The sequence below is a fragment of the Chitinophaga silvatica genome, from assembly GCF_003419895.1.
In the GTDB taxonomy this organism is placed as follows: Bacteria; Bacteroidota; Bacteroidia; order Chitinophagales; family Chitinophagaceae; genus Chitinophaga; species Chitinophaga silvatica.
On record NZ_QPMM01000004.1, the window covers coordinates 162,370 to 182,471 of the forward strand.

The following is a 20,102-nucleotide window of genomic DNA, read 5'->3' on the forward strand; positions in this document are numbered from 1 at the left end:
TACCTGGATTATAATACGCTCTTTACAGCATTAACCAATTTCTCAGCTCTTTCTTTAATCTCTGCTTCTGTCCAGCTAAGATTAATCGGAGTAGAAATATTACGGCTAATAATTGCGTCCGATGCAGGGAACTGTTTAGTCTTATAGATTTCCATTGCCTGTTTTAACCCAGGTGCAAACGGAGTAAGTACTGCTCCTTCTTTAAAATGATCCCACTGACGGATATAGTGCCAGTTGTTATCATAATAATAGAATGCTACCAGTCCGGCTGCTTTCATTGCTGCTGCAGCTTTAGCTGTTTGTTCCGGAGTAGGCAGGAAAAACGACAGGAAGGTTGCGCTATCGCCTGCTTCATCAGGTAAGCGTCTGAAGGTTACTCCAGGAATTGCAGCCAGTGCATCCTTGAAAATCTTCTTTGTACTACGCTGTATTTCCAGGAATTTATCAAGTTTTCTAACCTGAGCCAAACCAACTGCGGCATGCAATTCAGAAATACGGTAGTTATAGCCAATGAACGGATGCAGATCAGCGCCGCGATCTACCCCGAGGTGATCATGACCATGGTCTGTGTAACCATCACATTTTATATAGATGTCTTTATTATTGGTAACAACTGCTCCGCCTTCAGCGCAGGTAATTGTTTTTACAAAGTCGAAAGAGAAGGTTCCTGCATCGCCGATTGTACCCAATGCTTTGCCTTTATAGCTGGCGCCAAAAGACTGGCAGGCATCTTCGAGTAAAAACAGGTTATGTTTTTTACAGATTGCTTGTAATGCATCCAGATCTGCCATTGCTCCGCACATATGTACAGGCATAACGGCCTTGGTTTTTGGAGTGATAGCTGCTTCCACGGCTTTAGGGTCCAGAGTGAGCGTATCGTCAACATCTACCAGCACCGGCGTTGCTCCTACAGAGAATACTGATTCAAAACTAGCTACGAAGGTGAAAGTAGGCATAATAATCTCATCGCCGGCTCCAATTCCCAGCGCTGCCATCGCAGTTGTTAATGCCGCAGTACCGCTGGAAGCTAATTGTGTATATTGTACATTCAGTTTGTCGCAAATGGCTTGCTCCAATTCTTTGGCTTTCCAAATACCCTTGCGTGGGCCATCAAATCCATAACGCATAAAAATACCGGTTTCCAGTACGTCGTTTACCTCTTTTCTTTCCTCGGCGCCAAATAGTTCATATCCGGGCATAAGCTATTGATTTAAATATAAATTAGTGATGTTTTTCAAATGGTGATGCAAAGTTACTATAATCAGAGTTGCTGTACATCGGAAAATCTGTTTATCTTTTGCTAAAAAATTATCATGCGTTTTTTACTGTTGCTTACCTGGTTGGGCTTATCTACGGCCGTTTTTGCTCAAAAACCGGCTTCTCAGTCAAAAGAAATAACCCAAATTTCTGCCCTGCTTACCATCCAAAGCACAGCCTGGAATAAAGGAGATATTAATACTTTCATGGATACATACTGGAAGTCTGACTCCCTCCTCTTTATAAATAAAACCGGCATTACCTATGGCTGGCAGGGAGCACTCGACCGTTATAAGAAAGCCTATCCGGACGCCACTGCCATGGGAAAGTTAGACTTTAAATTGTTAGAATTCAAACAATTGGCTCCAGATATCTTTTTTGTTGTTGGCAAATGGCATCTTACCCGTAAAATTGGCGATCTGGAAGGACATTTTAGCCTGGTTGTTAAACGCTTTGGAACTACCTGGAAAATAATTGCCGATCATAGCAGCTAAATAAAAAACCATCCTAAGATTAGGATGGCCGCTATACACCACAACATTAAAGAAGTCTGATTCTTCTTAGTGTTAAAAAAGTAGAAGTAGGGTTCTCATTGGATATGGATATATATTTTTAATGCTTTGATTTATTTTTTTCAGTGTGTCTGACCCCCTTATTTTCTTTTTCAGGCTTTTCAGACAATGAAGCATGTAAAGGGTTAGTTGTATAAGTGCCTTTATCTGTAGCTAAGACTTTTACCGGCTTCTGTTTTTCCGGATAATCTACCGCATCATGATTTTTTGACTTCTTCTTCATACTAACAGATTTAAATGCTCCTGATAAGAAAAAACAAACTTTATTCCAGCCCAAATACCACTTAATTACCCGATAAATTGCAGTATTACGTGGTGTCAACTCCCCAAAAACCAACCCTGATGGGCAAATAATACCCCTGCGCCTATACGGCAGGGATCATTAACATACGGTTCACAAAAAGAGATATCCGTTTTTCACTTATACATACTATCTTAGTGACCCAATTATGTTTTAACCCATAGGCCCTTGATCAACCACGAGTAGTTTTATCCAAATTCCTTCCTAAAGCCTTCTTTAATTTTAATCTGTTCCTGTTTAGAACCCGGTATCTATTCACTATAACTTATTTATGGTTATGCCCGGGAAAACATTAAGTATTGTATTTTCTCTGTTATTACTCGTTTTGGTTGGTTGCACAAAAAAAATGGATCTTACCCCAGAACAACCACTTCCACATGGAGTTGTCGATTCCGTTGCTATAACGGATACCGTTAAAGACAACAGAATTGACCGTGATGCCCTATTAAAATTGGTAAATGGTGTAAGAAGTCGTGGTTGCAATTGTGGAGGCCAGCAAATGGCTCCTGTAGGCCCTGTAAACTGGAATGGCTTATTGGAAAAAGCCGCCTATGCCCACAGTAAGGATATGACCGACAATCATTACTTCAATCATACTGGTTTAAATGGATCAACTCCGGGCGGCAGATTAGATGCTGTTGGTTATAACTGGAGCTTTTATGGGGAAAATATAGCCAATGGCAGTATGGATGAACAGGCAGTTATCCTCGGATGGCTACATAGCCCTGACCACTGCCGTAATATCATGAATGGAAATTTTGTAGAAATTGGTGTTGGAAGAAATGGGCTGAACTGGACAATGGAACTTGGTTCCAGAAGAGCTTCTGCCAATTAAGGTGCTTTCATTTTGTGTTTCCACATCTTCCAGACATAATAAATATATGCTGCAAGTGTGATAACCAGCCATGAATAAAAGAAGATCATTCGGCCGGGGGTCGATTCCTCCGGCACACCGAATCCCAGGTATAGTCCAAGAGTAATATTTACAAGCATCAAAAAAAGCCCTACAAATATTGTTCGGATAATTTTCAGAAAGAACTCCATCAGTTCCCAGTCAAACTTGGGTTCTTCGTCTTTCTTTGGTTGTACATCATCCTTCTCTTCTTCCATAAAACCGGTTTTTTAATCCCTGCTAAGGTAAACATAGTTTTACTAGATCAGTGCTGTCGCCTTTAAATACATTAAAGTCAACAGTTGTGCGTATTCCATTAACCCTTCCTATATCGCTATGTTGCCAGAAAAGCCAGTTTCTGACAGATCGTGGGCGTTCTTTCTGGTAATAATGAGCAATCCATAAAGGATATTTATCGAATTCGTCGCCCAGGTAGGTTTCATAAAAATGAATATTGGTGTAAATAATAGGCTTTACCTTATAAGTCTTCTCCATCTCTTCCAGCCATATTTTAGCCGTGCTGCGTATAACCGAGGCAGGTAGATTATTGGTAGTTTCTATATCTAATACCGGAGGCAGATCGCCTGGTTGAAGCGATACTACGTTATTGAAATTGATAGCTTGTTTAATAGGGTCGCGGGTTGCATAAAAGAAGTGATATGCGCCACGGATCATTCCTGCTTTACCGGCATGTTCCCAATTTTCTTTAAATGCAGCGTCCTGGCGGGTAATTCCTTCCGTTGCCTTGATAAAGGCAAAGGATATACGAATCTTCTTTACCCTCATTTGTTTGACAGCCTGCCAGTTAATATCCTTCTGGAATTTAGAAACATCAATCCCATGTATTTTATAATTAACCGGAATATCGATCCCAAATTCCTGGTATCGAACAAATTTATCTTTGTTGGCAATCTTATTCCATATCAGATAAGATATTAGGGCTATACCGAGGCTAAAAATCAATAGCAATAATCCGATCAGAACTCTTTTCACTTTAGTTTCAGTTAGTTGCAGGGTAATTAGGTCGCATGTATTTTTGGGATACAGCGGTATTTTTTCAGCAAGTATAGGCTATAATTTGTTTAAAGGCGCTACTTTTACAATGGTCAAGCGTTTTTTTATGCCCGATTTTAACCTGAAGGATACCCTGAATTTGCTATCGAAAATCACGCTGCGTCGTGGTATCAACGCCACAAAAGTATTGAGCAGCTACTTTGTAAGTAAATGGACCGGCAAAGCCGTTCAGTGGGGTTATCCTGTATCAATATCCTTTGAACCTACTACTTCCTGTAACCTAAGGTGCCCTGAATGCCCAAGTGGACTCAGAGCCTTTACAAGGCCAACAGGTATGTTGCAACAGGATTTCTTCAGACAAACAATTGATGAAATCTCCCGCGAATTACTATATCTGATCTTCTATTTCCAGGGAGAACCTTTCCTCAATCCAGGTTTCCTGGAAATGGTGAAGTATGCTTCTGCCAAAGGAATATATACTGCAACTTCTACCAATGCTCACTATCTGACCGATGAAAATGCCCGTAAAACGGTAGAAAGTGGTTTAGATAGATTAATCATTTCTATTGATGGTACTACCCAGGACGTATATACGCAATATCGGGTAGGCGGTCATCTGGATAAAGTTATCCAGGGAGCAAAAAATATCGTTAAATGGAAAAAGGAGCTAAAATCTTCTAAACCCTTCGTGTTCTTCCAATTCCTGGTTGTAAAGCCAAATGAACATCAAATTGAAGATGTAAAACGCCTGGCTAAAGAAATTGGAGTAGACCAGGTGAGGTTTAAAACGGCACAGGTATACGACTACGAAGAAGGAAACCGACTCATCCCTACTATCGATAAATATTCGAGATACCACCGGAATGAAGATGGTACGTATGCCATCAAAAATAAACTCAGCAATCACTGCTGGAGATTGTGGCACTCTCCTGTTGTAACCTGGGATGGACTGGTAGTTCCCTGCTGCTTCGATAAAGATGCCCAGCATAAACTGGGGAATCTTAAAAAAGAAAGCTTCAAGGCGCTATGGCATAATAAAGAATATATCCACTTCCGATCTCAGATCCTTCAAACCCGCAAAAACATCGATATCTGCGCTAATTGTAGCGAAGGCACTAAGGTTTGGGGATAATTTAAAAATTATTGAACTGACAATCAATAGATTACTATCTATTTAGTTTAATAACTACAAAAATAGTTTTAAAACTACAGAAATAGTTTTACCTTGGTGATATGAAGAAATTATCACGCAAGGAAGAAGAACTTATGCAGGTGATGTGGCACCTCAAAAAAGCATTTGTAAAAGATGCTATCGATCAGCTTCCCGACCCTAAACCACATTATAACACTATAGCTACTCTCATGAAACGCCTGGAAGAAAAAGGATTTCTGGCGCATCGCGAATATGGTGGCACCTATGAGTACTATCCTACCGTTGAGAAGGAAAAGTATAAGGATACTTTCATGAAGAAAGTTGTCAGCACCTTTTTCGACAATTCCTATTTCAATATGCTGGCCTATTTCGCTAAAGAAGAGAAGCTGACAAAGGATGAAATGGATGAATTGGTAAAAATGATTGAGAAAAATAAAAAGTAGCCCTATGCACTCACTTCTGCTATATCTGATTCAGAACTTCGTTATACTGGCCTTACTGTATCTCCTTTTCATGGCAGCTTTCAGGCATACTACGTTTTATCGGTATAACAGGTACTTCCTTATAATTGCGTTATTGGTTTCTGCAATAGTTCCATTACTCCCATTTCCGGCTTTCAATACCGGAGGTGTCATACCTCTTGCAGCACTAAACAATACTAACGTTGAAACACCAACGAACATTAATATTGCCAGCGGAACCCCGGCAACTACCTCTACAGGCTCCATAAATTATCAAATGTTCCTTCTGGGTGCCTATGCAGCTGTAGCAGTAATATTATTACTACGCTTCTTTTTCCAGGTACGAAAAATTACAAAGCTTGGCCAAACAGGAAATATTATTACAAAGGGAACTCTTAAGTATGTGCAGATAAAGGGTTTGCCTGCTCCATTTACTTTCATGAGCAAAATATACTTCGACCCTGAAGCCCACGATCCTTCTACCCTGGAATATATCCTTAATCATGAAACCACCCATGCAGAGGAAAATCACACCACGGATTTATTGATAGCTTCAGTTTATTGCTGCCTGTTCTGGATCAATCCCTTTGGTATACTGATCAGGAAGGCTATGCAGTTGAACCTCGAATACCTTGCCGACAGAAAAGCCTCTGCTCTGGCCGAGTCTAGCTCCGGCTATCAAATGAGTCTGCTCAGCTTTGCCGTTAACTTGCCGGTATCGTCTTTAATTCAGCCATATGGACAATCATTCATAAAAAACAGAATCGTTATGCTAAACAAAAAACCTTCATCCGCCATGCAGCGTTGGCGTTATGCATTAATTGTACCTGCATTGGTATTAGGTTGTACATTAGTTGCAGCCTCCACTACACCTAACAGTGCTTCATCGCTAACCCTGGAACAAGGTAAAAACGACAGCACTATTTATAAGCGTTTTATAGGAGACCATGATGGCTATGCAAGATTTGTTTCACGACATACCAGGTATCCGCGTGTTAACTATAATAACAAAATTGTTGGGCTGGTTAAAGTGGCATATACATTACAACCAGATGGCACTGTTACAGATATTGAAGTTCTTAAAACACCTGAAAATGGGGAAGCTTTAGGGGCTGAAGTAAAGAGGATGGTTTCAGAGTTTACATTTACTCCAGATCCTCAATCCAAGCCACACAAAACAATACAATCAGTATTATTTCAGTTAATAAAAGCTGATGGTACTGTTTTAGGTGGTTCTGTTAAAGAGGAGGATAAAACAAGTCCATTTGCCGTAGTAATTGGCTATACGAAAAATTAGTCTATTCGGCCTCTGGTTCTTTCTTCTTCCGCCTGCGTTTAGTTACTTTATTAAAAAGATTTATCCCTAGCTGAACGCCAATAAATTCCAATGCTGTCATCAACGCCCCGGTAGCAAAATTCTTGACACTGCCGCTTTTCCACGCAAGCTTAGCCACATTCATGGCTACGCTCATGGCACCGCCTTGTCTGGTACTACTGGGGATGACAGCATTTATTGCCATTTTCTTGTAGTTATCTTTGAAATAATCAACCCGGGTACCTAACTCCCGTTCAAGTTTTCTGGACCGCTTTTTTAATCTTGCAATCTCCAGATCAAGGACTTCAAAACTGTTGACTTTTACTTTACCCATAAAGTGTAAACTTTGATCATCGTTATCCTTTAGTTGTGGTTTCAGTAGCTTCATCATCCGGCACATAAGCATGCGCCGTTTCTTCTCCCATTACTGGCCTTGGGCCAGCTTCTTCTTCGTCTTCATCCTCTTCAGGCTCGTTGATCTCATCTAGTAGTTCGGATAGCAATAGCTTTCCCAAAGGTCTCTGAATCAGCGGTTTTCTAAATATCATTATCACTAAAAACAACAATATAAATAAACCCGCTGCGCAACTAAAGCCAATAGTATAGCTATTCGTCATTTCGCCAATCCAAAAACCGAATACCATTCCGAGAAATACGACAACAAAAAAGAACAACAGGAAAGCCATCGTCAATGAGAAAAATAATCCCAATGCTTTCGATAGCTTTCCTGCTGCCTGGAGTTTAATAAGGTCTAATCTGGTTTCCAGATACTCCTTAGCTACTTTTCCTGTTTGATTAAAATAGTTGCTGAAATTATCTTCCATGCAGTAGAATTTATTCAAATAGTAGTTATGCTAATTCGTTCTCCAATTCATCCTGAAATTGATCCTTTTTCTTTCTCCATTTTTCTTTCAGACGATCCGATTGATCTTTCAATTTACCAATCAACTCATCTTTCTTGTCTGAATTCAGAAAATATCCTACTGCTACTCCAACTGCAGCACCTACAATAAATGAAACCACGGCTTTTGAACTGTTACTCATGATTATTTTTTTTTGAGATGAATAATTTGGTTTTTTGCAAAGTATATGAGGTTTCACAAACATTATTCCATAAATGAATATTTCCTGATTTTCTCATGTTAACCCTTGAAGAAAAGAACAAGCACTAACGAAATTTGTTTACTTTCAGGCTACTGGCTACATCTTTCAGATCGGTCTGCTTTTTGACAATTTATAGAACCCGATATTATTTCTATGAGCTATCTCGATAATGATCGTCTAAAACAAATAGGCTTTCTGTTACTAATCGTTTTTTTGACCATTCTCCTTTTCCTGGAGACTTATACCTATTTTCCCGGATTCCTTGGTGCTGTTACCTTTTATGTGATTTGCAGAAAATATATGTTTAGGCTCAACGAACAAAAAAAGTGGAATAAAAGCCTGGCCGCCAGTGTATTAATAATTCTATCCTTCCTCATCATACTGCTGCCTGTAGGAATGTTAATCAATTTACTTACTTCCAGAATTGCTTATGCCGCCAATCATTCGGGCGACCTTATAAATAGTCTGAAAGGCCTTAGCGCCCAACTGGATGAGTATCTTGGATTTAATTTCATCACTCCTGCCAGGCTACAGAATATTCAGGAAACCGTTACCTCTTTCGTACCCCGGTTTTTGGGAGCTACATTCAATACCCTCACCGCAATAGCAATTATGTACTTCATTTTATACTTTATGCTGGTGAATGGCCGGAAAATGGAATCTATCCTTTACGAATATATTCCCTTAAAGGATGAAAATGTGGACCGATTGGGTAAAGAGTTCAACACCCTGGTGATTGCCAACGCAGTAGGTATTCCATTAATCGCTATTGTTCAGGGGGTAGTTGCACTTGTTGGCTACCTGATCTTTGGCGTTCCCCAACCTGTCTTCTGGTTTGTTGTTACCTGCTTTACCGCTATGTTACCAATAGTTGGTGCCGCAGCGGTTTATGTGCCCATGGGAGTATACTTGCTGGCTATTGGAAATACCTGGCAGGGTATCGCAATTTTAGTTTATGGTTTTGGAGTAGTAGGGATTTCTGATAATATTTCACGATTCCTGCTTGCAAAGAAAATTGCAGATGTACATCCCCTCATTACTATTATAGGCGTGATAATCGGGGTAAACCTATTTGGGTTTATCGGATTGATATTCGGCCCCCTCCTGATTTCGATGTATATTCTGCTTTTGGATATCTATAGTAATGAGTTTATAGTAAAAAGGCGGGAAAGTCCTAAAACTTATTACAAACGTAAAGACGAAGGGAATGATTATTTAAAATAATTGTTCTCATGGATATAGGTAATTACCGAATCCGGCACCATATATCTGACAGATTTTCCCTGCTTAATCCATTTTCGTATATCTGTTGCCGATATATCAAGCATAGGCGCATCCAGGATCTCTACTTTAGCACCATATGTTTCGGTAATTTCATGTCCAGGCCTTTTATAAACATAGATAGGATAATGCCTTACAATATGTTCATAGTTTTTCCATCTCGAAAGATTCTGGAAGCTATCACTGCCCATGATGATTGCAAATTCCTGAGTTGGAAACTTCTCACCAAGATATGCCAGGGTATCTACTGTATAAGATGGACGTGGTAAGGAAAACTCTATATTGCTCGCCCTTAGCCGGGGTTCGTCTTTAATTGCTAATTCTACCAAATGAAACCTGTCATGTTCATTCAATAATGCCGACTGAGGTTTCAACGGGTTATGCGGTGATACAACCAACCACACTTTATCCAAATCTGTATTGTATGCAACGTAATTGGCAATGATCAGATGCCCAGTGTGTATAGGATTAAAAGATCCAAAATACAAGCCTATTCTCATGTGTCGTCTTATAATTTGCCAATAGCGGCGCTAATAATGCGTGTAAAAATAGGTATTAATATGAGAAACAATACATTGAGCCTAATCCAAAGGCTTAAACTGCTCGAATACCTGCCCGCATTCCTTACAATAATGCAGGGCTCTGCAAAGAGTTGCCCCAAAAGGAGAACGAAGGTAAGTTTGCTTGCTGCCACAGTGCGGACAAGGAACTTCCTGGGCTATTAACATCAATGGATCGGCCGCCTGTTCCTTAGGCGGTGGGGCTATACCATAATTTTTTAGCTTCTCCTTGGCCGCTGCCGTCATCCGGCTGCTCGACCAGTTAACACTTTTATCAATTGTTACACTCACCGGAACCTCTAACCTCTCCTCCAGTGCGCGTTTAATATTTGTTTGAATATAATTCACTGCCGGGCATGCCGCAAAAGTGGGGATCATTTTTACCCGTACCTCATCTTCCAACACCTCCACATCGGTGATCATCCCCAGATCCACAACACTTAATACGGGAATTTCGGGGTCCATCACCTCTTCCAGCATTTTATAAACCGCTTCTTTTGATGGTAATGTGATCATAGTTACCAACTGGCCTCCGCATCCAGATTATAAACTTCTCCCATTTCTGTCAACAACGGCTGCAGGTAAATAGTATGATAACCTTTACGACCTCCGTAAACCGGTGTAACAGTTTTTAAATCAGGCAGCCTTAATGAAGCCTGTTCCAAGATTGGAGAAATACGTTCTATCCAGCGTTGAAATAATATTTGTTCACCCGGGTAGATTTCATATGAAATTAAATCACTCTCCCATTTCTCTGAAGGCTCAAATATTCCTGCAGCTAAAGCGATAGTATTATCTAGTGCCTGTTGCATCCTTGCATGACTTTCTTCATTGGCATTGCTTAGTTGCATTACCCAGGCATTGGCATGTAAAGTATGATATTTGAGCTCTCCTTTAATTTTAAAGGCTAGTGATTTTAATGGTTCAAAAGCACTGGCAGCCAGACTTTCATATCTAACGGCTTCAGCATGATCAAATAAAAAATGACGCATCAGGCTAAAATCATATTCTCCATTCGGCATTTCCACCAGATGAGAAGAACGAAAATCCTTTTCAGCTCTTAGAAATGCAAATCTATCAGGATCAACCCCATCCAGTTGTTCATGTAAGATCTGATATAGCGCAAGTGCATGTCCTATTTTATCCTGAGCCATGGATGAAAAAGCAATGTCTTCTTCCATAACAGGGCCCAGACCTGTCCATTCAGAATTTCGATGCCCCAGAATCAGCTCATCATCTGCCATTTTAATAATCAGATCTTTTATTGCTGTTGTATTCATTTTTTTGATTGTTTGTATTTATTGATTTTCTCCATCACTTTAAATCCGCTGGCATCGCGATAATTTTTATCAGCATTATTAGCAAACATATCTTCATCTTCAACATCAAATGCCAAAATATCAGCGCTTTTCACAACCCATAGATTAACGCATTTTTTACGGCGGGCAAATTGCTCTTTGGCAAAGATCAATGCCAGTTCCTGATTGGGGGCATGCACACATCCTACATGCTCATGGTGTGCCCCTCTTTTCTCCTGATGAAAAACTTCATAAATATTCCAGTTCTCTCCTTCCTCTACTCTAATCGCCTCTCCTGCTACTCCCAGCTTTAATCTGTTGACACGGGGGTCTAAAGAATCGTTTGACATGAATTAGTAAAGAATTTATATTGATAAACTAAGCAACGGGAAAACTCTTTTTATCGCTTGGCTGCATTAATGCCTTGCGTACCCATCTTCCATTTTCTTCAGCCCATTTACGGACTCTCAACCTTTCTTCATTACAAGGGCCTTCTCCATTAATAACTCTGAAGAATTCATCCCAGTCGGGATCTGTATATTCCCACTTTCCTGCTTCATTTTTTCTTAGTAAAGGATCCGGAAGAGAAAGACCTAATTCCCAGATTTTTGGTACATACATATCAAGAAACTGGTTTCTCATATCATCATTGCTGGCCATTTTTACTTTCCACTGCATTAATTTCTCACTATGACTGGAAGTCTTATCTGGCGGGCCAAAGAAATGCATTATTGGTTGCCACCAACGATTCAGTGCCTCCTGAACCATCGTTTTCTGAGCAGGTGTACCTGTCGCTAATTCAATAAAAGCATCATGCCCCTGTTTTAAGTGGAAACTTTCTTCGTAGCAGATTCTTTCCAATGCCCTGCAATACGGGCCGTACGATCCTTTAGCATTGGCCACCTGGTTTACAATCGCTGCTGCATCAATTAAAAAACCGATAACTGCCACGTCGGCCCAGGTTTCCGCAGGGTAATTAAAGACATTGGAATATTTGGATTTACCACTGAGCAGATCATTGATCATTGCTTCTCTGGATTTACCCAGAGTTTCAGCGGCATTATATAATAATTGTCCATGCCCTATTTCATCCTGAACTTTAGCTATCAAAGCCAATTTTCGTTTGAAACCCGGCGCACGGGTAATCCATGTACCTTCCGGTAAAGCTCCTATAATTTCGGAGTGTGCATGTTGTTCTATTAATCTGATTAATTGTCGGCGATATTCAGATGGCATCCAGTCACCTGGTTCTATTTTTTCCCCTTTGGCAATTCTTGCTTCAAAGGCTGCCAGTTTATCTGGGTCTTCCGCCAATTGCTCAGCCAGTGGCCGCTTATTGGGCTCATCATATATATATCCTCCGCCGTACATATGCGATTGTTTTGGTTACTCGTAAATTACGGAAAAAAGAGCGTTTACGATCATTTTACTGCATATATACCCCGGTCAAATGTTATAGAATCGCAAAAATTTCATGCCCGGGAAAATCATAGCGTTACTTACCTTAATTTTATAGAGGTCACTTCTTTGATGCTGTCAGCTATTGCCATACTATTATGTGGGTTGATTTTTCCATCTCACCCCCATCACCGTTCAGATTCACTCCAAAAACGGCGGCCGGCGGTGGTAATTCTGAATATCAATGACAAAACAGTTCCCGATTCTGCCTCCTCAGATACACTTTTTTATATAAGACCGTTAAAATGGACGGATTTTCACGGGAAACCTCCATCAACAAAGCAGAGTGCTGCTGTTTCCTATACCAGCTTTGCCTATGAAGGAAATAGCCGGATTGCTCACGATACCCTACTCATTACTCTGAACATAGAAGTCTTTTTTGTTAAAAGTGCCTCCTGGGTGATGCCAGATTACATGAATTCCTATGCCCTGGCCCACGAACAACTACATTTTGATATTACAAAACTCGTTGCCGAAAGATTTAAGCAAAAACTTCGTCAGACCCCATTAAACCGAGACGACTATGATAGTGTCATACAGTATCAATATTTAGAATCCTTCCGGGAAATGAATAAACTCCAATATCGGTTCGACGAGGAAAGTAACCATGGTTTAAACAGAACTGAACAACTGCGCTGGCGGGAAAGGGTTAATATCGGGTTACGAAATAACGGAGTTTTACCAGATGAATTGGGTATGGAAGGAAATTTCATCAGATAACCAATATTCAATTATTCATCGTCGTTATTACTATATTACATCTACTTTTAAATTGGGAACATGCAAAGAAATCGACACTTCAAAACTTTATTGGGTGGCCTTTTAATATTATCTGCTCTTTTTAGCTGTAAAAAGAAAGAAAGTAGCATTGATACCCCTCCACCAACAAACGGGAACTCAGGGGCCGTAACAACCAACGACAGCATTTTCTTTGTCACAAAGGATATCTATTTATGGACCAATGTACTCCCCGATTCGGCTACATTTAAGCCCAATAGTTTCTCCAGCACCCGTAAAATGTTTGATTCATTAATAACCTATGAATCGCTCGACCGCTATAGCTTCTTAGATGATGGAACTACTTCAAGAGCCCTGCAGGAAGGAATAGTAGGAGATAAAGGATTTGAGGTAGGATACCAAACTGATACTACTTTGTTTGTCGTATATGTATATCCGGGGTCGCCAGCCGACAAAGCCGGTATCAAAAGAGGATGGCAACTTCTAAGCGCTAACGGATTCACTAAATTCAATTATTACGATAATGGTGCAACTGATGATGCTCTAAATGAAGCTTTTTCCACTGGCAGCGGTAATTTTCAGTTTAAAAAACCAGATGGAACAACTCAACAAAACACCATTGCTTCCACCACCTACCAGCTGAATCCTATCTTGTACTCCAAACTGTTTGACCTGAGCGGAGTGAAGGTTGGATACCTGGTATTTAACAATTTCGTTGCCCTGGCAGATGTACAAACGAAGCTCGACTCAATTTTCAATGCATTTGCTGCTGCCGGTGCTAAAAAACTGATCATAGATCTCAGATATAATGGTGGCGGACTTGTTGAAACCTCCGAGTATATCGCCAACCGATTGGTTCCTGCTGCCAAATCAAATACTGTGATGTATACGCAGTCATTCAACGACAACGTAAACAATAAAAAATTCAGCCGGATCTTCCAGAATATGAAGGCATTACCATACTATCCAACCTATAACTGGACAGATATTTTCTACAGCGAGGCTACTACTTATAAAACAGCTAAGTTCTCAAAAATCGGAAGCTGGGAATTAGACCAGGTAAACTTTCTAGTAAGCCATAGTACCGTGTCTGCAAGTGAATTATTATGCAATAACCTTAAACCGGCTATGAACATTAAACTGGTTGGAACTACTACTTATGGTAAACCAGTAGGTTTTATTAATATCACTTTTGGAAGCTATGATGTTTATGCCGTTTGCTTCCAAACTAAAAATAGCCTGGGGCAGGGAGATTACTTTACCGGGCTAAAACCCGATATAACAGTTGGCGACGACTTCTCAAATGATTGGGGTTCGTTCAATGATCCTTTATTAAAACAGTCGTTGATCGATATGGGAGTACAGGCTTCTGTATTGGGCCGCTCGGCCAGAATAGCCTCTGGTAGAATATTAGCGACTACAACAGCCAACAGATTGCAGGCTACAAAATTCAAAGGAATGATACAATCCTTTAAACGATAAAGCAGATCCTGAGAATTGCTTAAATAACTACCTGACTCTATCAGGTACTCAAATAAGACGAGGCCTTATCATATATCTGATAAGGCCTCGTCTTATTATTTGAAAATTCTTCTTTTTTAATTCATGGTTTTGGCTCCACTAAACTTATTCTCCGAAAGTCCGCTATCTAAGGTTTTTACAGCATCAAGAATAGTTTGCACAGCATTATAATAAAATGATGGATTGATTGTATTGAATTCATCTGAAGCATGATGATAATCGGGATGGTCTTCTACCCCAAAATATAAGAATGGAATTTTCTGCTGAAAGAACTCATACTGATCGCTTTGATTAGTCCAGTCGTCGTGCCCCTGAGATGGATTATCGTGACCTGCAATAAGTTTAACACTGCTCCTGTCCGCCACTTGTGCAACATACTTTTTCAGATCAGGAAATTGATAGGTACCACAAACATATAATTCATTCTTATCGTTATGGGCAATCATATCCATGTTGATATTCAGTCGCATTTGCTCTATTGGAACAGGTGGTGATTTAAGAAATGCTTTAGACCCTTCCAATCCAGCTTCTTCTGCATCCAGTGCAGCAAAGATCATTGTATATCGTGGTGGGTGCTGTTTGAAGTATTTAGCCAGTGCCAGTAATCCTCCTATTCCGGAGGCATTATCGTCGGCACCATTATAAATAGAATCTTTTGATTCTCCATTATTTCTGATTCCCAGGTGATCGTAATGTGCAGTAATAACAATAACAGAATTCAGTTGGCCTGGGATATAACCATAAATATTGGTTCCCATAATTCTGCGATCATCTTTCTGAAAGAAAAAAGGATACTCAAAAGTTCCATTAAAGGGTTTGATTCCAATCTGCTTGAAGCGATCAATGATGTAGAATTGTGCCAAACGACTACCTTTTGTTCCGGTTTTACGCCCTTCGAACTGATCGGAAGACAATTTTTGTACATCCTTCATTAAGGCACTGGAGTCAATTGCTTTTTGAGAAAACGCCGGGCTACCCAACGCCATACAAAAGAAGAAACAATACCACTTCATGATTTCTTGCAGATTTATTTGTAATAAATGTACAAGATATTATTTGAAGATCTGATAAACGATGAAACTACATATATAGGCAAGACCTGTCATGTATATCAGTTGGATCAACGGATATTTCCATGATTTGGTTTCTCTTCTGACAATGGCCAGAGTACTCATACACTGCATGGCAAAAGCATAAAATATCATGAGAGAAAGCCCTGCTGCTGTTGTATACACTGGTCTTCCATCCGGCCAGGTAGCAGCAGTAAGTTTTTCACGTAAAGTGGCGTTATTATTTTCCGGATCTTCTCCCACGCTATACAAAGTAGCCATTGTACCAACAAATACTTCTCTGGCGGCAAATGAAGTAATAAGTGCAATACCTATTTTCCAATCAAAGCCGAGAGGTCGGATTACCGGTTCTATGGAATGTCCGAGTATTCCGGCATAGGAATTAGCCAGTTTTTCGGATTGAAATTCTTTATTCACAACTGCGGCTTCAGGAGATTCGGCAGGGGTTTCAGCCAATATTTTTTCGTATTTCTCATGAATAGGATGCATCCTGGAAGAAGGGCCATAGCTGGCCAGAAACCATAGAATAACAGAAATAACTACAATTACTTTACCTGCATCTTTAATGAAGATTTTGGCTTTTTCTATCATGGTTGTTCCCACGTTTGCCCATCTTGGAGAACGATAAACCGGTAGTTCCATGATGAAGTAGCTTTTTTCCTTGATCTTCACAAAGATCTTCATTACAGCAGCAATAAAAATTGCCATGAAGAAGCCCAGAAGATATAATCCCATCATTGCTGCACCTTGCAGGCTCAAAATGCCAAACAGTCTGATATCTGGCACCACCAGGGCAATCATCATTGTATAAATAGGCAATCTGGCCGAACAACTCATTAACGGTGTAACCATAATGGTTATAAGGCGTTCTTTCCTGTTTTCAATAGTTCTTGTGGCCATAATAGCAGGTACCGCACAGGCTACACCACTAATTAAAGGCATCACCGATTTACCATTAAGTCCAACCTGGCGCATTAAACGGTCTGTCAGGAAGCTGATGCGGGCCATGTACCCGGTATCCTCCAAAATGGTGATCAATCCAAAAAGGATCATGATCTGTGGAACGAAAACTGCGAAGCCGCTGATTCCGGCCAGGATACCATTGATAAAGAAATCTGTAACCTTGGTGTCGGGTAATGATCCACTTAACCAGCCACTTAAAGCCCCAAAACCATTTTCGATCCAGCCCATTGGATAGGATGCAAGCCAGAAGATACTTTGGAAAAGGAGGAACATTACCACAAGCAGGATAACATAGCCCCAGAAACGATGCAATAACAGATCATCGATTTTTTCCGACCTAAGCTGTTTCTGGAGAGGATCAGTTTCCACGACTGTAGCTTTCATGATATGCTTGATTCTGGCATATCGTTGCATGATCTCTTCGGCCTGTACCGTGGTTTTATTAAAATTATTTTTCTTAAGAATATTTTGAATATCGCTCTTTTGTTGCTCATTGAGGAAAGTGAGTTCTGATGCATTTACAGCAATGTGCATAGCAGCATAATCACTTTTCACGGTAACAGTCTGTTTTACAGATTCGATGACCTGAGGAGCTAAAGCCTGATTATTGATAAAATCGCGTGGCGGTACGCTATATTGAGAGCGGAGCGCAAGATCAATTGTCTTTTTTATCTCTACTATTCCCTTGTTCTTTCTGGGATTAATGGAAATAACAGGAACACCCAGTTCTCTTTCCAGGCCATCAAGATCAATTTCCACCCCTTTCTTCCTGGCTATATCCATCATGGTTAAAGCGATAATAACAGGAATTTTTAAATCGATGATTTGGGAGCAGAAAAGGAGATTACGCTTAAGATTAGAAGCATCGGCAACAATAATTACCAGCTTTGGGGTATCGGAACTCTGCTGATTAATCAGCACATCGTAAGTAACATATTCATCAGCACTTTTAGGATAAAGACTGTAAGTACCAGGCAAGTCTATAATATTAGCTGTTACACCCGTCACTATCTCGGCCTGTCCGGTCTTTTTATCGACCGTAACTCCGGGAAAGTTTCCGACTTTCTGGTTTAAACCAGTAAGTGCATTAAAAAGTGAGCTTTTACCACTATTCGGATTTCCAACCAGCGCGATGTTTATGGGAGCCTGCATCCTTTCTATCCTAATTATTTAATTAATGAGCTGAAGGCGCAAAGTTACACATTAATCAGGCTGTTAAATAATCGGATCGGGAAATTCTGTACGGGCGGTAATTCTATATAAAAACAAAGGGTTAGAGAAGACCCCTAACCCTTAAGTTTTTAATTTATATTGATTTATGAATATTAACCATTTACTATTTTATATAGTGTCGGAGATATAAGTGTTATTAATCTATCGGCACTCATAGTAATTTTAACAGTTTTCTTCACATTTGTGGCAGCAGGTCCTTTGTATCTGTAGCCTTTTTCTGAAGCGGTAGAATCTTTTTTCTCATGAGAAGTTGTGTCTGACTGCTTAACCGGTTCGTTTTCATTCTTTACTCCATCATTTGTCATTTTCAGTTTAACCGGTTCTCCATCGTAGTAGCTATCATCATCCCAGTTGGCATTATATCCGCGGCCAGATCTTCTGAAGTCATAGTTATGGGTTACTTCTCTATCTGCTTCCAGGAATTTACCATTAGGAACCTGAATTACCAGGGTCACGCCTTGTCCACGGAACGTAGAGTGCAGAGGCAATGTAAATCCTTCTGGAATATAGATTATAGAATCTTTTTGTGTGATAGAGAACTCGATATCATTAGCAAAATTTCTGGCTTGCTGGATATTTCTACCGGCAGAATATTTCAGAATATCTGCATGGAAATTGGCATCCGGACTTTTTTCAACTCTGATTCGGATACGGTTGATCACGATGGTATCGTCATCTACCAGCATTTTATTGTTGAAAAAGTTGATATGCCAATCGTTATCCCAATCTGTAAGCAAGGTACCGGGAGCCTTTTTAAGGATCAGTTTACCATTGGAAGGCTGTTGAATGAATACAGAAGTAGTTTCTGTTGTTTCTCTTCTCCAGTCTTTCACCATAGAAATGGCTACTATTCCGGCGAATGCTAATCCAAGAAACCAGAGGAAGCTAAGTGTATAACCCACATATCTGCTGGTTTCATTGATACCGGTTAATTTTCTTACAATGAAGATGATTAACGAAAGAATTGGTATACCAATTAGTAATCCGATGGCAGGCCAGATCAATGTGTTCTGAATAGTGCCATGTAGTAATAAATCTTTCCAGGGGAATAGGGCCGCAGAAGAGACTGCCATAGTAATTGCCACGATAACGAGGCAAAAAAGAACTACTGCAGCAAAGAAATAAAAGAACCCTTTTGTAACGAATACCAGAATGCTACCTACACCAGATGCAACTCCGGTGAAAACGCGTTCGAATTCACTACCTATTTGCTTTCCGCGGCCCTGGGAAAAATTTCGGATATCATTTCCTACGTTTTTAGCCTGATTTTTCATTTGGTTAATTTCGTCCTGAATCGTGTTTTTAATACTGTTCAGGTCTACTCTTTCCCCTCTCATCTCCAGTTTTTCGGCTGCGGTATCGGCGGTGGGAGTAGCCACCCACAGGATGAAGTATACTAATACACCACTACCAAAACCTCCGATAGCGAGTAAAGCGAAAATTATTCTGAAAACAACCGGGTCTATATTAAAATAGGCACCCAAACCGCTACAAACACCACTTACAACTTTGTTTTCCGGGTCGCGATACAAGCGTTTACGAGGGCGTGGATTATAAGGTTCTTCAGTATTTCCTGAAGTAGCTTCTTCTTTTGCGTTTGAAGTACTGCCAGACTCATCGAATTGTTCCGGTGTACCCATAGAGGTTTTAACGGTATTAACGTCTTCGTCGGTAATACAATGAGCGCCTTTCTTTAATTTATCCTGAAACAATTCAGCAATGCGGCTCTCAATATCAGCGACGATTTCATCTCCACCCTCTTCTTTTGAAAAATATTTTTTAAGGCTGTTAAGATACTGGTTAAGTATCTCGTAGGCACTATCCTCTATGGGGATAAGCCGCCCGGCCAGATTTATATTGATGATCTTTTTCATTTGGTCTTGATTTAGGTTTTAGGTTAGATTAAGGCAA

23 protein-coding genes are annotated in these 20,102 nt (G+C 40.2%); 8 read left to right on the forward strand and 15 right to left on the reverse strand.

Annotated features, from left to right (window positions below; genetic code table 11):
- Nucleotides 1-8: 8 nt before the first annotated feature.
- Entirely contained in the window at nt 9-1,199 is a 1,191-nt protein-coding gene (locus DVR12_RS10090) for a DegT/DnrJ/EryC1/StrS family aminotransferase (RefSeq protein WP_116975552.1), read from the reverse strand.
- 114 nt (nt 1,200-1,313) lie between these two features.
- Here DVR12_RS10090 and DVR12_RS10095 point away from each other — a divergent pair, with 114 nt between their 5' ends.
- Nucleotides 1,314-1,751: a YybH family protein gene (locus DVR12_RS10095; RefSeq protein ID WP_116975553.1), complete on the forward strand. Its 438-nt coding sequence runs from the start codon at nt 1,314-1,316 to the stop codon at nt 1,749-1,751.
- A gap of 118 nt (nt 1,752-1,869) precedes the next feature.
- On the opposite strand, the gene DVR12_RS10100 is transcribed toward DVR12_RS10095, so the two are convergent.
- Entirely contained in the window at nt 1,870-2,052 is a 183-nt protein-coding gene (locus DVR12_RS10100) for a hypothetical protein (protein ID WP_116975554.1), read from the reverse strand.
- Nucleotides 2,053-2,407: 355 nt separating this feature from the next.
- Here DVR12_RS10100 and DVR12_RS10105 point away from each other — a divergent pair, with 355 nt between their 5' ends.
- Nucleotides 2,408-2,965: a CAP domain-containing protein gene (locus DVR12_RS10105; protein WP_158563246.1), complete on the forward strand. Its 558-nt coding sequence runs from the start codon at nt 2,408-2,410 to the stop codon at nt 2,963-2,965.
- On the opposite strand, the gene DVR12_RS10110 is transcribed toward DVR12_RS10105, so the two are convergent.
- Nucleotides 2,962-3,240 (reverse strand): hypothetical protein, encoded by a 279-nt coding sequence (locus DVR12_RS10110; protein WP_116975556.1) that lies wholly within the window; start codon nt 3,238-3,240, stop codon nt 2,962-2,964. The genes DVR12_RS10105 and DVR12_RS10110 overlap by 4 nt on opposite strands.
- Before the next feature lie 22 nt (nt 3,241-3,262).
- The gene (locus DVR12_RS10115; protein ID WP_116975557.1) at nt 3,263-4,015 is read right to left on the reverse strand and encodes a glycoside hydrolase family 25 protein; all 753 of its coding nucleotides are present in this window, start codon (nt 4,013-4,015) and stop codon (nt 3,263-3,265) included.
- A gap of 127 nt (nt 4,016-4,142) precedes the next feature.
- Here DVR12_RS10115 and DVR12_RS10120 point away from each other — a divergent pair, with 127 nt between their 5' ends.
- The 3 genes from DVR12_RS10120 (at nt 4,143) to DVR12_RS10130 (ending at nt 6,947) form a co-directional block, all read left to right on the forward strand.
- Entirely contained in the window at nt 4,143-5,168 is a 1,026-nt protein-coding gene (locus DVR12_RS10120) for an SPASM domain-containing protein (protein WP_116975744.1), read from the forward strand.
- Between the two features lie 101 nt (nt 5,169-5,269).
- A complete protein-coding gene (locus DVR12_RS10125; RefSeq protein ID WP_116975558.1) occupies nt 5,270-5,632 on the forward strand; it encodes a BlaI/MecI/CopY family transcriptional regulator in 363 nt (120 codons plus the stop codon).
- A 4-nt stretch (nt 5,633-5,636) separates the two neighbouring features.
- Nucleotides 5,637-6,947, forward strand: a complete 1,311-nt coding sequence (locus tag DVR12_RS10130) for a M56 family metallopeptidase (protein WP_116975559.1) — start codon at nt 5,637-5,639, stop codon at nt 6,945-6,947.
- A gap of 1 nt (nt 6,948) precedes the next feature.
- Here the strand turns inward: DVR12_RS10130 and DVR12_RS10135 are convergent, their stop codons facing one another.
- Genes DVR12_RS10135 through DVR12_RS10145 form a run of 3 tightly spaced genes read right to left on the reverse strand, consistent with a single transcriptional unit; the run spans nt 6,949 to nt 8,009 of the window.
- On the reverse strand, nt 6,949-7,299 hold the full coding sequence (locus DVR12_RS10135) for a hypothetical protein (protein WP_147323439.1): 351 nt from the start codon (nt 7,297-7,299) through the stop codon (nt 6,949-6,951).
- A gap of 22 nt (nt 7,300-7,321) precedes the next feature.
- Entirely contained in the window at nt 7,322-7,789 is a 468-nt protein-coding gene (locus tag DVR12_RS10140) for a hypothetical protein (protein WP_116975561.1), read from the reverse strand.
- Between the two features lie 25 nt (nt 7,790-7,814).
- Nucleotides 7,815-8,009, reverse strand: a complete 195-nt coding sequence (locus DVR12_RS10145; protein ID WP_158563247.1) for a YtxH domain-containing protein — start codon at nt 8,007-8,009, stop codon at nt 7,815-7,817.
- A gap of 273 nt (nt 8,010-8,282) precedes the next feature.
- Between DVR12_RS10145 and DVR12_RS10150 the strand changes: the two genes are divergently transcribed.
- Nucleotides 8,283-9,293: an AI-2E family transporter gene (locus tag DVR12_RS10150; RefSeq protein ID WP_233522276.1), complete on the forward strand. Its 1,011-nt coding sequence runs from the start codon at nt 8,283-8,285 to the stop codon at nt 9,291-9,293.
- Here DVR12_RS10150 and nadD read toward each other — a convergent pair.
- From nadD to paaA, 5 genes are all read right to left on the reverse strand, one after another.
- Nucleotides 9,281-9,850 (reverse strand): nicotinate (nicotinamide) nucleotide adenylyltransferase, encoded by a 570-nt coding sequence (gene nadD, locus DVR12_RS10155; protein ID WP_116975564.1) that lies wholly within the window; start codon nt 9,848-9,850, stop codon nt 9,281-9,283. The genes DVR12_RS10150 and nadD overlap by 13 nt on opposite strands.
- Nucleotides 9,851-9,931: 81 nt before the next feature.
- A complete protein-coding gene (gene paaD / locus DVR12_RS10160) occupies nt 9,932-10,426 on the reverse strand; it encodes a 1,2-phenylacetyl-CoA epoxidase subunit PaaD (protein WP_116975565.1) in 495 nt (164 codons plus the stop codon).
- 2 nt (nt 10,427-10,428) lie between these two features.
- Complete coding sequence (gene paaC, locus DVR12_RS10165) at nt 10,429-11,190, reverse strand: 1,2-phenylacetyl-CoA epoxidase subunit PaaC (RefSeq protein ID WP_116975566.1); 762 nt, start codon at nt 11,188-11,190, stop codon at nt 10,429-10,431.
- Nucleotides 11,187-11,558, reverse strand: coding sequence for a 1,2-phenylacetyl-CoA epoxidase subunit PaaB (paaB, locus tag DVR12_RS10170; RefSeq protein WP_116975567.1), 372 nt, complete (start codon nt 11,556-11,558; stop codon nt 11,187-11,189). The genes paaC and paaB overlap by 4 nt, the downstream gene beginning before the upstream one ends.
- A 28-nt stretch (nt 11,559-11,586) precedes the next feature.
- A complete protein-coding gene (gene paaA, locus DVR12_RS10175; RefSeq protein ID WP_116975568.1) occupies nt 11,587-12,579 on the reverse strand; it encodes a 1,2-phenylacetyl-CoA epoxidase subunit PaaA in 993 nt (330 codons plus the stop codon).
- Here paaA and DVR12_RS10180 point away from each other — a divergent pair, their 5' ends adjacent.
- Nucleotides 12,580-13,386, forward strand: a complete 807-nt coding sequence (locus DVR12_RS10180) for a DUF922 domain-containing protein (protein WP_147323440.1) — start codon at nt 12,580-12,582, stop codon at nt 13,384-13,386.
- Nucleotides 13,387-13,446: 60 nt separating this feature from the next.
- Entirely contained in the window at nt 13,447-14,886 is a 1,440-nt protein-coding gene (locus tag DVR12_RS10185) for a S41 family peptidase (RefSeq protein WP_116975570.1), read from the forward strand.
- 116 nt (nt 14,887-15,002) lie between these two features.
- Here the strand turns inward: DVR12_RS10185 and DVR12_RS10190 are convergent, their stop codons facing one another.
- The 3 genes from DVR12_RS10190 to DVR12_RS10200 form a co-directional block, all read right to left on the reverse strand.
- Complete coding sequence (locus DVR12_RS10190) at nt 15,003-15,938, reverse strand: M28 family peptidase (RefSeq protein WP_116975571.1); 936 nt, start codon at nt 15,936-15,938, stop codon at nt 15,003-15,005.
- 39 nt (nt 15,939-15,977) lie between these two features.
- A complete protein-coding gene (gene feoB, locus DVR12_RS10195) occupies nt 15,978-18,110 on the reverse strand; it encodes a ferrous iron transport protein B (protein WP_116975572.1) in 2,133 nt (710 codons plus the stop codon).
- Between the two features lie 173 nt (nt 18,111-18,283).
- Nucleotides 18,284-20,065, reverse strand: a complete 1,782-nt coding sequence (locus tag DVR12_RS10200; RefSeq protein ID WP_116975573.1) for a PspC domain-containing protein — start codon at nt 20,063-20,065, stop codon at nt 18,284-18,286.
- Nucleotides 20,066-20,102 lie beyond the last annotated feature (37 nt).